General features: G+C 54.4%; 11 protein-coding genes. 3 read left to right on the forward strand and 8 right to left on the reverse strand.

What is annotated here, in order from left to right:
• Positions 1 to 28: 28 nt before the first annotated feature.
• The 3 genes from recB to ACYP03_RS22285 all read right to left on the reverse strand — a co-directional run bounded on the left by recB (position 29) and on the right by ACYP03_RS22285 (position 8540).
• Positions 29 to 3679: an exodeoxyribonuclease V subunit beta gene (gene recB / locus ACYP03_RS22275; protein WP_459782141.1), complete on the reverse strand. Its 3651-nt coding sequence runs from the start codon at positions 3677 to 3679 to the stop codon at positions 29 to 31.
• A 328-nt stretch (positions 3680 to 4007) separates the two neighbouring features.
• Positions 4008 to 7463: an exodeoxyribonuclease V subunit gamma gene (recC, locus tag ACYP03_RS22280; RefSeq protein ID WP_459782144.1), complete on the reverse strand. Its 3456-nt coding sequence runs from the start codon at positions 7461 to 7463 to the stop codon at positions 4008 to 4010.
• Between the two features lie 105 nt (positions 7464 to 7568).
• Positions 7569 to 8540 (reverse strand): TDT family transporter, encoded by a 972-nt coding sequence (locus ACYP03_RS22285; protein ID WP_459782145.1) that lies wholly within the window; start codon positions 8538 to 8540, stop codon positions 7569 to 7571.
• Positions 8541 to 8692: 152 nt separating this feature from the next.
• Here ACYP03_RS22285 and ACYP03_RS22290 point away from each other — a divergent pair, with 152 nt between their 5' ends.
• A complete protein-coding gene (locus ACYP03_RS22290; RefSeq protein ID WP_459782146.1) occupies positions 8693 to 9631 on the forward strand; it encodes a LysR substrate-binding domain-containing protein in 939 nt (312 codons plus the stop codon).
• Here the strand turns inward: ACYP03_RS22290 and ACYP03_RS22295 are convergent.
• Positions 9578 to 10267, reverse strand: a complete 690-nt coding sequence (locus ACYP03_RS22295) for a DNA-3-methyladenine glycosylase I (protein ID WP_248144103.1) — start codon at positions 10265 to 10267, stop codon at positions 9578 to 9580. The genes ACYP03_RS22290 and ACYP03_RS22295 overlap by 54 nt on opposite strands.
• A 90-nt stretch (positions 10268 to 10357) precedes the next feature.
• On the opposite strand from ACYP03_RS22295, the gene ACYP03_RS22300 reads away from it, so the two are divergent.
• Both ACYP03_RS22300 and dapD read left to right on the forward strand, forming a co-directional pair.
• Positions 10358 to 10660, forward strand: a complete 303-nt coding sequence (locus tag ACYP03_RS22300; protein WP_248144101.1) for a YebG family protein — start codon at positions 10358 to 10360, stop codon at positions 10658 to 10660.
• Between the two features lie 259 nt (positions 10661 to 10919).
• Entirely contained in the window at positions 10920 to 11951 is a 1032-nt protein-coding gene (gene dapD / locus ACYP03_RS22305) for a 2,3,4,5-tetrahydropyridine-2,6-dicarboxylate N-succinyltransferase (protein WP_459782147.1), read from the forward strand.
• A gap of 84 nt (positions 11952 to 12035) precedes the next feature.
• Here dapD and ACYP03_RS22310 read toward each other — a convergent pair whose 3' ends face one another.
• From ACYP03_RS22310 to ACYP03_RS22325, 4 genes are all read right to left on the reverse strand, one after another.
• A complete protein-coding gene (locus ACYP03_RS22310; protein ID WP_248144098.1) occupies positions 12036 to 12362 on the reverse strand; it encodes a DUF2799 domain-containing protein in 327 nt (108 codons plus the stop codon).
• An 83-nt stretch (positions 12363 to 12445) separates the two neighbouring features.
• Entirely contained in the window at positions 12446 to 13648 is a 1203-nt protein-coding gene (locus ACYP03_RS22315) for a multidrug effflux MFS transporter (protein WP_459782148.1), read from the reverse strand.
• Positions 13649 to 13782: 134 nt separating this feature from the next.
• Positions 13783 to 14103 (reverse strand): hypothetical protein, encoded by a 321-nt coding sequence (locus ACYP03_RS22320; protein WP_459782149.1) that lies wholly within the window; start codon positions 14101 to 14103, stop codon positions 13783 to 13785.
• A gap of 109 nt (positions 14104 to 14212) precedes the next feature.
• Positions 14213 to 14468, reverse strand: a 256-nt coding sequence (locus ACYP03_RS22325; RefSeq protein WP_459782150.1) for a hypothetical protein, incomplete at its 5' end; no start/stop codon positions are given.

Here is a 14468-nt window from a genome sequence, read left to right on the forward strand (position 1 = left end):
TCAGCCACGGGAGAGTTCAAGGTCATCATCAGGCTATATCTCCCTGGCTCATCTGGCCGTCAATCAGGTGTTCAAGTTCGGTCAGCAGCGCCAGACTGGGCCGGGCATGGAAAATGCCGCTGTTGTCTTCACGACGGACACCCCGCAAGAACAGGTAATACACACCGCCGAAGTGCTGCTGATAGTCGTAATCCGCTTTGCGGCTTTTCAGAAAACGGTGCAATGCCAGTGCATACAGCTGATACTGCAAGTCATATCTGTGTTCGGCCATGGCTGTGGTCAGTGCCTCGCCGCGATAGGCGTCATGGCTGTCCCCCAGCCAGTTCGATTTCCAGTCCAGCACGTAATATTTCCCCTGGTGTTCAAACACCAGATCGATAAAGCCTTTCAGCATGCCGCTGACAGTTGCAAATCCCAGCTCTCCTGCAGTTGCAGACAAGGTATCGTGGCGGGCCAGCGTTTTATTCAGCAGTGCCGATGACAGCAGGTGGATCGGCAACATGAATTCCATTTCCACCAGCCGCTGCTGCGGGGATAACTGGCCGAGCACCAGCGATTCACCATCCAGCGCGCAGCTGAGCACCTGCTCCAGCAGTTGTTGTAACACCGGCAGCCATTCGGGGTCATAGTTCTCCTGACGCAGCAATTCGCGAATGATATTCGCGGTTGCTTCGCTGTCCGCCGCTTCCGTGAACTCGACATTCTCAAACAGACTGTGAAGAAAAGTGCCGGGCCGTGCCCCTTTTGGGAAAGTAAAAATTGAACGCTCCGGCGCTGACATATCCGTTTCAGATTCAGCCGACTCAAGCAGGCTGTCCTGAGATGAATCCGTATCAAAGCCGGGCAGCTCGCTGGTCGCATCCAGGACGGAGTGCCCCTGTTTAACGAGGGATGAATAACTGGTGATCCACCAGGGATGGCCGACAGAACCGCTGAAGCTGGCTGCTTTCGGTACCGGTTGCTCCACCGCAGCCGGCTGCCAGAGTTCTTCCGGTAAAGCCGGCGGCGTGACGATGCAGATGTCCTCGCTTTGTGCCAGCGTCTCCAATGCAGCTGTCAACTCTGCCAGCCCGCCGGGCTGGCCGTTCTGAACCAGATAGCCAATTGCCGACAGATGCAAACCGGTCGGCTCTTTGGTACTGCGCCCGTTGCGCAATGGCGCCATGCCGACATAACAGCCGTACACCGCGCGGGTCAGGGCCACGTAAATCAGACGCAGGTCTTCGGCCAGACGCTCCTGTTCCGCCAGCGCCAGACTGGCATCTTCCCCCCGGACATCCAGTACAGCCTGCTGGGAATCCGCATCATGATACAGCGCGGTTTCGGTACTGCGATAACTGCAGACAAACGGCAGAAAGACCAGATCGTACTCCAGTCCCTTGGATTTATGGATGGTGACGATTTGCACCAGATTGCGATCAGATTCCAGCCGCAATTGCTGCTCATCGCTGTTCCCGTTCGGGGATTCAATATGCTCCGCCAGCCAGCGAATCAGGGCCTGATCACTGTCCAGCATCTGACTGGCCTGCTGCAACAGCTCGCCCAGATGAAGCACATCCGTCAGACGCCGCTCGCCGCCGTTTTCTCCCAGCAGCCGTTCTGCTATCTGACGTCGGGTCAGCATGTGACGAATCATCGGCAGGACACCGCGACGCTGCCACAGGCTGCGGTAATCGCGGAACTCGGCGATCCAGCGCTCCCACTCATCTTCCTCGTTATTGAGCCGGTCCAGCTGAAAGGCACTGAGTGCAAACAAAGGCGTTGCCAGCGCTGCACGCAGCGTTGTTTCCTGTTCCGGATACTGGACGGCTACCAGCAGACGCAGCAGATCGGCCGCTTCCTGGCTGGCAAAGACACTGTCCCGGTTCGACAGATAGACACTGGCAATCCCCTGTCCGGCCAGCGCCTGACGGATCAGGGCCGCTTCTGTCCCGGTCCGCACCAGCACCGCAATATCACCGGCTGCCACCGGATGTTGTTCTTCCCCGTCCACCAGCGCAGCCTGACCCAGTTCAGACTGAGTCAGAATCGTCTGGATCTGGGCCGCGGTAGCTTCCGCCATCACGGTTTGATAATCCCCTTTCGTGACCGGCGCCTCGGCATCCATGTGCCAGAAACACAGCGCCTGCTGCCGTTCACCGTTCAGTATCCAGTGTCGTTCAGCCGCTTTCGGGCTGGACTGGACGGGCAGGAACTGGATATCGCTGTCATAGATAAAAGGACTGTCCGGCAGTGCAAACACCCGGTTGGCCGCGGCCACCATACTGGCGGTCGAGCGCCAGTTGGTGCCCAGCGTATAATGGGCACTGACCTGCCGCCTCGCCCGGATATAGGTGAAAATATCCGCGCCCCGGAAAGCATAAATCGCCTGCTTGGGATCGCCGATCATAAAGAGTCCGGACACGGCTGCCGATGATTCTCCCTCGGCAGACTCTTCCGGCAGATAAACCGTACTGAAAATCTGATACTGGAGCGGATCCGTGTCCTGAAACTCATCAATCATTGCCACCGGATACAAATGACGGATCCGGGCTGCAAGAGCACCATTCCCGCTGTCGCGATCCGTTTGCAGCGCGGCTGCCAGTTGCGTCAGCAAATCATCAAAAGACAGCCAGCCTTTGCGCTGTTTTGCCTCAGTCAGTAGTTCCCGGCATGCCCGGATCGCGTGCGCCAGAATCGGCTCCCGTACACTGGGCGGGTTCGCCAGCAAATCCTGAATCGCAACAAAAACCGGATGCTCCGGCACGGTGCCCTTGGCCGTTTTCTCTGCCAGCACTGCCTGATCAAATTTTTCCAGGGCCTTGGGCAGACTGTAATCTGTGGTCGGCTGCGCAGCCCATTGGCCGACTTCTTCCAGCGCCTTTGGCAGACTGGTTTTGGTATAACTGCGCTTATTCACCCCGGAATCGCTGATCAACGCAAAAAAATCAGCCACATGCGCACACCAGCCCTGCTTGACGACTTCTATCCGTTCCAGATTCTGCTGGTGTAACTGCGCCAGATCGCCGGATAACGGCGGCGCTTTCAGCACGACCGGTGCACCGGACAAAAAGGGATTGATCGCTTGCAGCAGTGTTTCCGGGGCGGGCCAGCACCGACGAATTTCATTCGCCAGTTCACGGGACAGCGGATAGAAATAACGGCGCCAGTAATCGGCTGCGACCTGTGCCCTGAGCTGACTTTCTTCCGTAATGAATTCATTGGTGAACAAGCTGCCGGATTCAAAGGCATTCTGGGTCAGCATACGCTGACAAAAACCGTGGATGGTGAAAATCGCAGCTTCATCCATCTGTCTCTCGGCCTGCAAGAGTAAGGTGGCCGATCGGGCATGATCCGGCAGATCCGACAACAGCCCCGCCAGAATCGGATCCTCGCTGGAGCCGCGGCTGAAAGCGATCCGGGCATCGTGAATCCGTCGGCGGATCCTGTCTCTCAGCTCAGCTGTTGCCGCTTCAGTAAAGGTCACCACCAGAATCTGATCCACGGTCAGCGGATGCGGAAATGCCGCGCCCGCTTCACCATGTCCTAACAGCAGACGCAGATACAGGCTGGCAATGGTGAAGGTTTTTCCCGTGCCCGCCGAAGCTTCAATCAGCCGGGTCCCATGCAGGGGAAACGTCATTGCCTCCAGCGGCTGTGGCATGATTGCTGATTTATCCGTTGCTGTGGTCGCTGTCATCTCATCAACCTGGTCTCTGAAAAAATTATTTGCCCGCATGCTGACACGGCACCCAAACTCCGTGGCACCAGAATTCTGTTTCAGGCAGCATAAAAAATGGAAAACTTTCTTTTTTACATGTGCTTTTGTGATCACTCACGGGTTCAACACTTTTTACCCTATTTCATTCTGATGTTTCTATCACTATGGGAGGTGTTTCACATTTTCAACCACTGGCTTTCTGTAGTATCGCAGCCACGAAATTTGGTCTACCTCTGGACCTTGTGGCCGACCGGTGAACACCCTACACTCATAATGATTTTGCCGGCGGCCACCTCGCTCACCTGCTTCAATCAACCGCTTCCAGATGCATTAACACAGGCTTGAGCACACGCTCTCCCCAGGTCATGACATCCGCCGCCAGATCATCCTGCCATTGCGGCCAGACACGGGCGATGTAGACATTGCTGCCTTCTCCGCGGAACAGATAGCTGTCCTGAAAAACCGCAGCCATTTTGGTCTGCGCTTTCAACAGAGTGTCCTCATCCGTCAGCCAGTTGCCGCTTTTATCCTGAAGCGCTTCCAGCCCCGACAAGACCGTGCGCGGGAAATAAGGCAGCGGATCCGACTGCCCGGCCAGATAACCGTCGATCAACGCGGTCAGTTGATCTCGGGCATAATCTGCGTCAACCGGTTTCAGCCGAAGATGGGTATCAATGCCCAGCAGATGAGTCGCTGCCGGAGTTTCCTGAGCGGCCAGTGCCAGATGTTCCATCCAGGCCTGAAGCATATCCTGAGCCCGGATCTTGCCCGGCCGGAAATGCACCAGACCTTCTGCGGTGCGGTGACGTAACCATCCCTGTAAGCGAATGCCACCGACAGCAGTTTCAAGCGGCAGGTCGATTTCCGGGTCTTCCGTCCGGGTGGCCAGCAAGGCTGAGATCTGCTCAGCCAGCGGCAGGATCTGCTGTGTTTCCTGCGCCAGCGTCAGTTCTCCGAATGCTCCAATCGGCAGACTGCCCGCAGCCTGCTGCCGGGCCTGAAACTGCGCCAGGGCCTCGGACTGATCTTTCGACTGCTCTTTTGCTTCCAGCAGGGTCATCAGCAGATTTTCGCGCAGCCGGTAACTCTGTAAACCATCCAGCGCAAACGGCTCATCATCCGCCATGGCGCCTTCGGCTGCATTGAAGTACACCTTCAGCCGACGATTGAAAAAATACTGTGCCGGCAGACGCCAGAAACGCTGTAGCTCCGCCAGCTCCATCACCGCCGACGTACCGGTCGATTCCGACAGCGCCTCCAGTGCGACCGGAGCCAGCGGCTGGTCCAGGAATTCGTCCTGAATCACCGGTTCCCGGCGGGCCGCAGAAAGCCACTCCGCTGCATAGCTCGGCGTTGCTCCCAGAAATGCCTGCGGACTGAAAGGCGTCAGCGGGTGGTGGCGGACCAATTGCTGAAGCAGCCGGGCGGCTGAATCGTCTGGCGGCAGACTTTCATCCCCGGTCAGACAGAATCCCTGCTGACAATATTCCAGCAATTCACTCAGCAGCACTGACGGCATTTGCTCGCTGTTGTCCTGAATCGACCGGCCGACATAACTGATATAGAGCTGCTGCTGGGCCGAGAGCATGGCCTCAAGGAACAGGTATCTGTCGTCGTCACGGCGGGAGCGGTCACCGGCGCGCTGGCGGCCGACCATGAGATCAAAACCTTCCGGCGCAATGGTACGCGGGTAGACGCCGTCGTTCATTCCCAGCAGACAGACCACCTGAAACGGAATAGAACGCATCGGCATCAGGGTACAGAAGTTGATCTGTCCGGCCAGAAAGCGCTGACTGATCCGTTCGCCGCCCAGTTTGTCATTGAGGTAGTCACGCATGATGGCCGGAGTCAGCTGGTCGCCGTAACCGGCATCTTTCAGCTGCTGTTCCAGCTGTTGTAATTTCTCGCGGATCAGGCGAAGGACCAGCTCTCCTTCCGTATCCACGACAAAGAAATCGTCCAGTAACTGGTTCAGCACCGCAAACCAGCCGCTGGCTGAATGAGGTTGATTCAGCACCTTGCGATAATGAATGAGTTGTTCGACAAAAACGCTGAGCTGGCCGGCCAGCTCGGCCTCCATCCCCTGCACTTCATCATAGGCCAGCATCCCCTGATAGAGTCCTGCCTGCTGTGGCATGGCATAGCCCAGCAGCATCCGCTGCAAGCCAAACAGCCAGGTATTCTGTTTCTGATCCGGGAGAGCAAACTCCCGGGCCGTATCACCATCCAGTCCCCAGCGGATCCCTGCTTCTTCAATCCAGGCTTTCACCTGAAGAAAACGTTCTGCATCCAGACCATACCGATTCATGATCGCGGGTACTTCCAGCATTTCCGTCAGCTCAGAAGCATGACAGCGGCTGTTCGGCAGATCCAGCAGACGCAGGAACGCCAGCAACACCGGATTTTCCTGATCCGCACTGCGGTCAGAGATTGAAAAAGGCAGATACCGCTCTGCCGGGGCATTGCCAAAGACCGCCTGAATGTAAGGGCTGTAGGCATTGATATCCGCCACCATCACCACGATGTCACGCGGCGAGAGTTCGGGGTTGGCATCCAGCATCGCCAGCAGATTGTCATGCAGTACTTCCACCTCCCGCATCGGCGAGTGGCAGACATGCACAGACAGTGAACGATCGTCGGCACTCAACGGCATCTTGTGCTGACTGTCGGCCAGCAGCTGATCATTGACCCGGTCTTCAAGCTGCAGAATATCGGACTGAATTGCATGCAGGAGGCTGTCGGCCGGGATATCAACAAAGGCATCGACTTCAAAGGCTTCCAGTTCAGACAGCAGATACAGATTATCGCGTCCCAATTTCCCCAGCGAGGCCAGCAACGTGTTTCCGACCGCGGCTTCCTGATGCGTTTCGTCCACCAGATTCTGTTCCAGCGAGCCCTTCAGCATCCCGACATCGCCCACCGGTTCACTGTGTTCATCCTGCCAGATCACCTGCTGACGCTGTCTGGCTGCAAGGCGTGCCAGATATTTGCGATCACGGACATCCCCCCAGTAGTGGCGACACGGGTTCGTGAACATCAGATGGACATCAATGTGCTGACCCAGTGCGGCCAGTGCATCCATATAGCGCGGTGGTAAGGCAGAAATCCCGAACACAAACAGTCGCTTGGGCAGCGTATCCGGCAAAGCCGTTCCGGACTGAGCCGCATGGTTCAGAGATTCAATGAAGTGTTCGTACAGATTGGCCCGGTGATACGGCGACTGTCCCTGCGACAGAATATGATCGTACAGTGCCTGCCAGAGGATCGGCTGCCAGGGATGTTCCGCGGTGAGTTCCGGATCAACCACGCCGGATTCCCATGCCTGAATCCATTCCGGGCGGTACACCAGATACTGGTCAAAAATATCGGCAATTTTGGCCGACAGCTGATAGCGACGCTGCTGATCGTCATCTTCGGCCAGATAACGCTTCAGAGGCGCAATTTCCGGTTGTTCCAGCAATCCCGGCAGCACCTTCATCAGCGACCAGGTCATAGCTTCTTTATTGAATGCGCTGCGCGCCGGGACATCCGGCAGCACTTTGGTGAACATGTCCCAGATAAAGGTCGCCGGCAGCGGAAAAGCAATGTTCGCCGCCACACCCAGCGATTGAGCCAGTTCCAGCTTGAGCCACTGGGACATCCCCGGGCTCTGAACCAGGATGTGCTCAGGAATAAAAGGATCAGCGAGCGGGTCACGGCGGACCAGCTCAACCAGCAGCGATTTCAGCAGGTCCAGTTGGTTGGAATGGTAGACAGTAAACACGCGTCAGGCTCGCTATCAGACAAGAATGATCCCGATTGTCTACCATGGATTGCAGGGTGTAAACAGCGGCAGCTGTGACGGCCGCCGCCCTTTCGGTTCAGCCCGTTACATCGCCGGACGGCTCAGCCGTACGCTGGCGGTACAATAAAACGTCAGATAACGCACAATCACATACCCCACCACCACAGTGGCGATAAAAAGCTCAGCCAGCGCCAGCGTCTGAACCTGAACCGCATAATCCGACAGCAGCGGCTGAGTGCTCATCCAGTGCGCAGTTTTGTACAGTGCCATAGCCCCAATCACCATGGGGAAGGTAAACGCCGCATACGCCGGGCTGAACGGCAGGCGCAGTAATCGAAAGAAGGCCAGATAGATCACCAACGTCATCAGCAGGCCAATACTTGCCAGCAAGGCCACCATCAGTACCGAAGGCTGCGCCGCCATCGTCAGGTATCCGGCCAGAGACAGACTGGCCGGGGCAGCCAGAATGGCAATCGTCGGCTTGGCAGCATCCGGCACTTCACGACCGAATATCAGGCGGTATAACATAACCGGCAGCATCAGAGCGTAGGCACTCAGACCAAAGACCAGCAGGCCGTGGGCAAGCGGCTCCATGATTCCGCCGGGAAAGGTCACATCCGCCACGATGATCCCGACTGGCGGGACAAACCAGCTGGGCACCATGTGATGCAGCGAAAAACCGGAGAAACGGTGGTACACAAAGCAGACCAGAAAGATCAGGTGCAAGGCTACTGCACACAACCAGAGCCCCTGCCCGAGAGTCGGTGCAAATGGCCCGATCGCATGAGAGACAACCATCACCGCCATAGAAAAAGTCGGCACAACACTCCCGACAACCGGATGTTTCAGATCCTGCCAGAGCAGTTGCGGATGCAGGGCAAATTTGGCCGCCAGTCCAAGAAGCATCAACGCAGCGACTGCGGCACTGCCCAGTTGAGCTAGGCCATGAAACGGCAGCGCATTCTCCCAGCACCAGCCGAGGCTGGCGATTGCCAGCGCCAGACCGGCCATTGGGGTTGGCACGGACGCGATTCTTTCTTTCCACTGTTGGCGCATCAGCTTGCTCTCTCTGTTTTTAGTTCGGTTATTTTTCTTTTTATCGATAGAGACAGTGTACTGAGATGAATGGGTTTAGAATAATTGAATAAATTGAAATATAGGTTAAATTAAACTGAACATATTCAAGCCACTTCAAGAAACGGTCCGTCATGAATATTGCCCTGAAACAGCTTCGGGTCTTCGTTGCCGTCGCGCAGGAAAAAACCATTACTGCCGCGGCTGAGCGTCTTTACCTGACCAAACCTGCCGTCAGCATGGCACTGGCTGAACTGGAAAAACAACTCGGCCAGCCGCTCTTTGACCGGTACCACAACCGGCTGACGCTGAACCATCACGGCAAGCGCCTGTTGCCGCTTGCCGATGAATTACTGCATCGCGCCCATAGTATTGAGCAGTTTTTTGAACAAGACGGTCCGCTGACCGGACATCTGGCGATCGGCTCCAGCGATACCGTCGGTAATCAGCTGACTCCGTTTCTGCTGCGCGATTTCAGGGCCTGGAGTCATCATCATGACCAATCGCTGCTGATTGGTAACACGGCCAGCATCTGCCAGAAACTGCGCGATTTTGAACTGGACATCGGACTGGTTGAAGGCCAGGTCAATCAGCCTGCGCTGATTAGCCAGCCCTGGCTGAAAGATGAGATGGTGGTGATTTGCCATCCGGCCCATCCGCTGCGGCAACACAAGACACTGACGTTTGCCGATCTGGCCAACACCGAGTGGGTGCTAAGAGAATCCGGCTCCGGCACACGTGATTATTTCCTGAACCAGATTGCGCCGGAAGTGACCCACTGGCATCTGGCATTCGAGCTGAATACCACAGAGTCCATCATCAACAGTGTTGCGGCAGGACTGGGAATGACCTGCCTCTCACGCCACGCGGTATATCACGCATTACAGGAAAAGCGCGTTGCCGAGCTGCCTTTCACGCTGCCCAAAGAGCGGCAATACTGGCTGCTCTACCACAAAGACAAATACAACAGCCCGCTGCTGGCTGCTTTTATTCAATTCTGCCTGCACTGGCAACCGGGCTCAGACCCGGTTATCCCCGCTGCTGAACGCAATGATCTGACTGATCTGACATAACGGCCGCCCCGATTCCTGCTGCCAGGCATTAAATGCTGCCTGCGCAGCGGCCAGCGAGCGCTGGGTATCCCTACCGCCGTCTATGATGCCGGTATTGCGCAGATAGGCTTCCACATCCTGACTGAGAATAAAGGTATCTTTTCCCATCACCCGCAGGGTATAAGGTCCCGTATTCCCGCCCAGACGCTTGCCTTTGGTTTTGAGATATTTCCACAGTCCAATGATATCCTCCGACGGCCAGTCCGCGACCATGGCCGAAAAAGAACCGTGTTCTTTGGCTGCCCGGTGGATCATGTAGGTATTCTCCGGGATCGTCATAACTTTTCCGAGATGACGAATAATGGCCGGATCCGTTGCTTTACGCTCCCACATCTCGTTCGGCACCAGCAACAACTTCTCAATATCAAATCCGAAGAACACCGATTCAAAGCCGTCCCATTTCTGACGGACCACTTTCCAGCTCATACCGGACTGGAACACTTTCTGTGTAAACGCGGCCAGCCAGCGGTCGTCAGGAATCGCTTTGAGTTCCGCCGGCGTCAGCGGATGACTCAGCAGACTTTCCAGTGCCGCCTTACCGCCTTTGCGATCAGCGGCACGGGCATAAATTTGATCAAATTTTTCTCTCACGCTCACAAGAACTCCTTCTCTCCGGAATCAGAACTGGACTCTGGCCCTATCCTACTGTATAAAAAACCAGTTAATCAATATCGGGAGAGGGTGACCATGGCTGTTATCGTCAAATATGTAGTAGAGCGCAACGGAGAAGAGAAGATGACTTTTACCTCTAAATCTGAAGCTGATGCCTACGATAAAATGTTGGATATGGCTGACGAGCTGTTCGCGGTTCTGAGTGAAAGTAAACTGCTTGAAGACGAAGCCAAACAGGAAGAACTGGCGCTGTTCCTGGCTCAGGAACGCGAGAAAGTTCTGGTCGCACTGGGTGCGAAAAAAGCAAAACCAGCAGAAAAGAAAAAGCCGGCCAAGCCTGAAGCGGTTGAAGACGACGCAGAAAGTGAAGCGGCCTGATCATCATCCAGCGGCAATGCTCTTGAAAAACCTCCTGAGGGAGGTTTTTTTGTACAAGATTTTTATGCAAAGAGACTGACTTTCTATGGGGATAACCTTGGGTTTTCTTCATTTCTCAGTCATTTTGCCATGAATGGCAGATTTCCCCTTCAATATCCGGTTCAGTCTCTTTATGATGGGATATCTGAAATTTTTAATCATCAAACAGGCTGCCTGCTGTTTGCAGTCTTTTCCCCTTTGATATGGAGACCATTTCACCATGGCCACATTTTCTTTAGCCCTGGGTACCGCGACCAAAAACCGCGACGGCAAAATTATTGAAGCCTTCTTCCCAACTCCACTGCTGAACCCGGCTCAGACGCTGGTTGATACCATTGCTCAAGTCACTGATTACAAAGAAGGTAATCAGGCCATTGAAGTGACTCAGGCGCAGGCTGCTGAACTGGCTGGTGCATTTGCAGCCCATGGCGAACAAGCCAGTGCAAGCTTTGCTGAAAAAGCAGCACAATCAAGCCAGCCGCTGGTCCTGGTGATCCTGGCCACTGACGAAGCACCGGCTTCTGTTGCCGAAGGCTTCCTGAAATTGCAGCTGATTTCTCACCGTCTGGTTCAGCCGCACGGTCTGGTACTGGATGGCATTTTTGGTCTGCTGCACAATATTGCATGGACCAATCAGGGACCCATCGATCTGCCTGAGCTGGCAGATCGTCAGATGGAAGCCCGTCTGAACGGTGAAGTACTGAGTGTCGACTGTGTCGACAAATTCCCGAAAATGGTCGATTACATCGTACCTGCAGGCGTTCGTATCGCAGATACTTCCCGTGTCCGACTGGGCGCGCACGTCGGTGAAGGCACCACAGTCATGCACGAAGGTTTCATTAACTTCAACGCAGGAACAACCGGTGTCAGCATGGTCGAAGGCCGTATTTCTGCCGGTGTTGTGGTCGGTAACGGTTCAGACATCGGCGGCGGTGCTTCGATTATGGGTACCCTGAGTGGCGGCGGAAAGGTTGTCATTTCTATCGGTGAAAACAGCCTGCTGGGTGCAAACGCAGGTCTGGGCTTCCCGCTGGGCGACCGCTGTACAATTGAATCTGGTCTGTATGTGACTGCCGGCACAAAGGTTACAATGCTGGATTCAAGCGGCAATGTCGTCGAAACCGTGAAAGCGCGCGAGCTGGCCGGAAAATCCGACCTGCTGTTCCGTCGTAACTCTGTGACAGGTACTATCGAGTGCCTGACCAACAAGACGGCCGTTGAACTGAACAGCGAACTGCACAGCAATAACTGATTGCTGTCAGTCTTTTTCGAAACGATCAAATCATAAAAAAGGCTGCCCAAGGCAGCCTTTCTTTTATCCGGATTTCCGACGCTGTCAGTATCCCCGCTCTGTCAGGCCAAACTGGCTGGAGTCTTGTTTACACTCATCCGGATACGCGGGATTGATCGCTGTGGTCACCGTTTTCTTTCCGGTGCAATATTCATAACGGCCCTGCAGATAACCGGCACGATATTTCTCATAGTCCGATTCCGACAACACCCCTAAACGATCCAGGCGTTTCTTATCCCACTCCTGATAACCATATTCGCCGTGATAAGCTCCCAACTCCTGCCATTCACCATGCCGGGATAACTGCGCTTCATACTGACTGACACAGGCGGCAACCATCAGAACAACTATCATACAGATGAGCTGACGCATACAACCTCCTCAGCCAACTGCAAATCTGTGCCTTAAGTATGGAGGATTCTCGGTGATTTGGGGTGATATACCGAAAAATACAATCAGGACTGACTCAGCTCAACCGAAGCCTGCCGGCCCGACTCACTACGAAGGCCCAGATTGGCAAGTACCATGCCCAGAAAAGAAGCGCTCAATAACACAGTCCCGAGATGCCAGGGTTGACTAATTCCCAGCTGTAATATGACGTGACTGACCAGTGAAGCCACCACCATCTGACATGCCCCCGACAAAGCAGATACAGTCCCGGATTTTTCACGATAGGGAATCAATAACATCGACTGAGCACAGGGAAAAGCGATGCCATTTGTCACTGCCAGCAGAAAATGTGCAAGCGACATCCAACGCGGATCCAGCGGCGCAAAGATATAAACCGCCGCTGACAAAATCTGCATCAATGGTGCCAGCTGTAGCATGCGTGCAGTACCGACATAAGGACGCAGACGCTGACACAGCAAGCCGCCACACAGAAAACCACAGGCTGGAATCATCGCCCACATTGCATACTGTTCTGAAGTCATGCCGATCTGAATCTGCATGATGTAAGGCATCATTGAGATTGCCATAATCACCACAGCAAAATTAATCCAGCCAATCCCGGCAAAGCTCATGAAATGGCGTTCACGAAATAATGAGAAGTAGCTCCCCAGCAGTCGCTTGACGGACGGCGGCTGTTTGACGGCATTTAATGTCTCCCGGAAACTGACCAGGAGCAGCAGCCATATCAGTGCGATATAGCCAAGCAGCAAAAAGAATGCAGACAACCAGCCCAGATAATGATTGACCATGCCACCAATCACAGGCGCCATGATCGGTGTGAAAGCTGCCACAATCGCCAGCCAGGTCAGCGCCTTCGCCAGGTTTTGTTTTTGGTAGCTGTCCCGTATCATCGCTCTGGCCAGTACCGAGACACTGCCAGCCCCGCATCCCTGAATAAAACGGCCAATCAGCAATCCGGTAAATGATTCGGCCTGAAAGATCAGGATTGAAACCCCGAATACTGCAATCAGTACCCCTGCTAATAACACCGGCCTGCGGCCAAGCACATCTGATAAGGGACCATAAATCAACTGTGACGGTCCAAACCCCAGCAGATAGATGGCGACAAGTAATTGCGTCTGATCTGAAGTTAATGCCAGATCATGTCCAATCCAGGGCAACAATGGGAATACCAGGCCAAGGCCCAGTTGACCAATACTGACAATCAGACAGGCAAATAACAGAGGTTTCCAATTGAAGGCTGGCATAGATTTCTCTTTGTCGATAACAACACAGTCATTATGCCTGTTATCACGCAGGGAATAAGCCATCATCGGCTACAGAAGCTCTGTCCTGACAGGAAAGAATAGCCGCATATTCACACAGCTACTCACTTAAAACATTAAGAAGTAGCTGATTCCTGAGCTTTTCTGATCACGTACCGAAAAGGACTTCTGAAGGAAAACTTGCTCCCCTGGGTCTCCACCCGGCCTTGCTTCATCGCAATCAGCACTTCTCGCTGAATACGCATCAAGGCAAAAAATCGGATCACCATAAAGACGATAAAAATTGGCATCACAATTTGCGCCATCGGGGCCGACTTTAAAATCAAATCATTCCCCAACCAGACAGCCAGCATCCCCAGCATCAGGTACAGAGAATGTGGCTTAAGAGTAATGGTCACTGTATCTGCGGTTTCTTCCCGCTCATAGAAAAAGCTCATGGTGTTGTGTCTGGCCATTTCAGAAAAAGTGACGCTAAACCTCTCACAGCCCGACACGCAAGACAAGGTCAAACAACACAAAATTGTAACCAGGTACTAAAACACCTCGTCAGGTCCACTCAGGGATTCCAAACGGAGAGACCAGCGAAGAACAACTGGTTTTCTTTAAGAAGTAGCGGACAGCTGGAATCGCATTCGATCGGGAGGCGTCCGGCCGAAGGACGGATAACAAATCCCAAACGTAAAAAAGCCCCAGTCTTTCGACGGGGACGCCTAGTCTGCGGCTTTTCGTCAGTGAGAAATTATCAGAACCCTGAATAGCAAAAAACCCAGCCATTGCTGACTGGGTTTCTCTAAGAAGTGGC

The organism is Photobacterium sp. R1, from assembly GCF_054600795.1.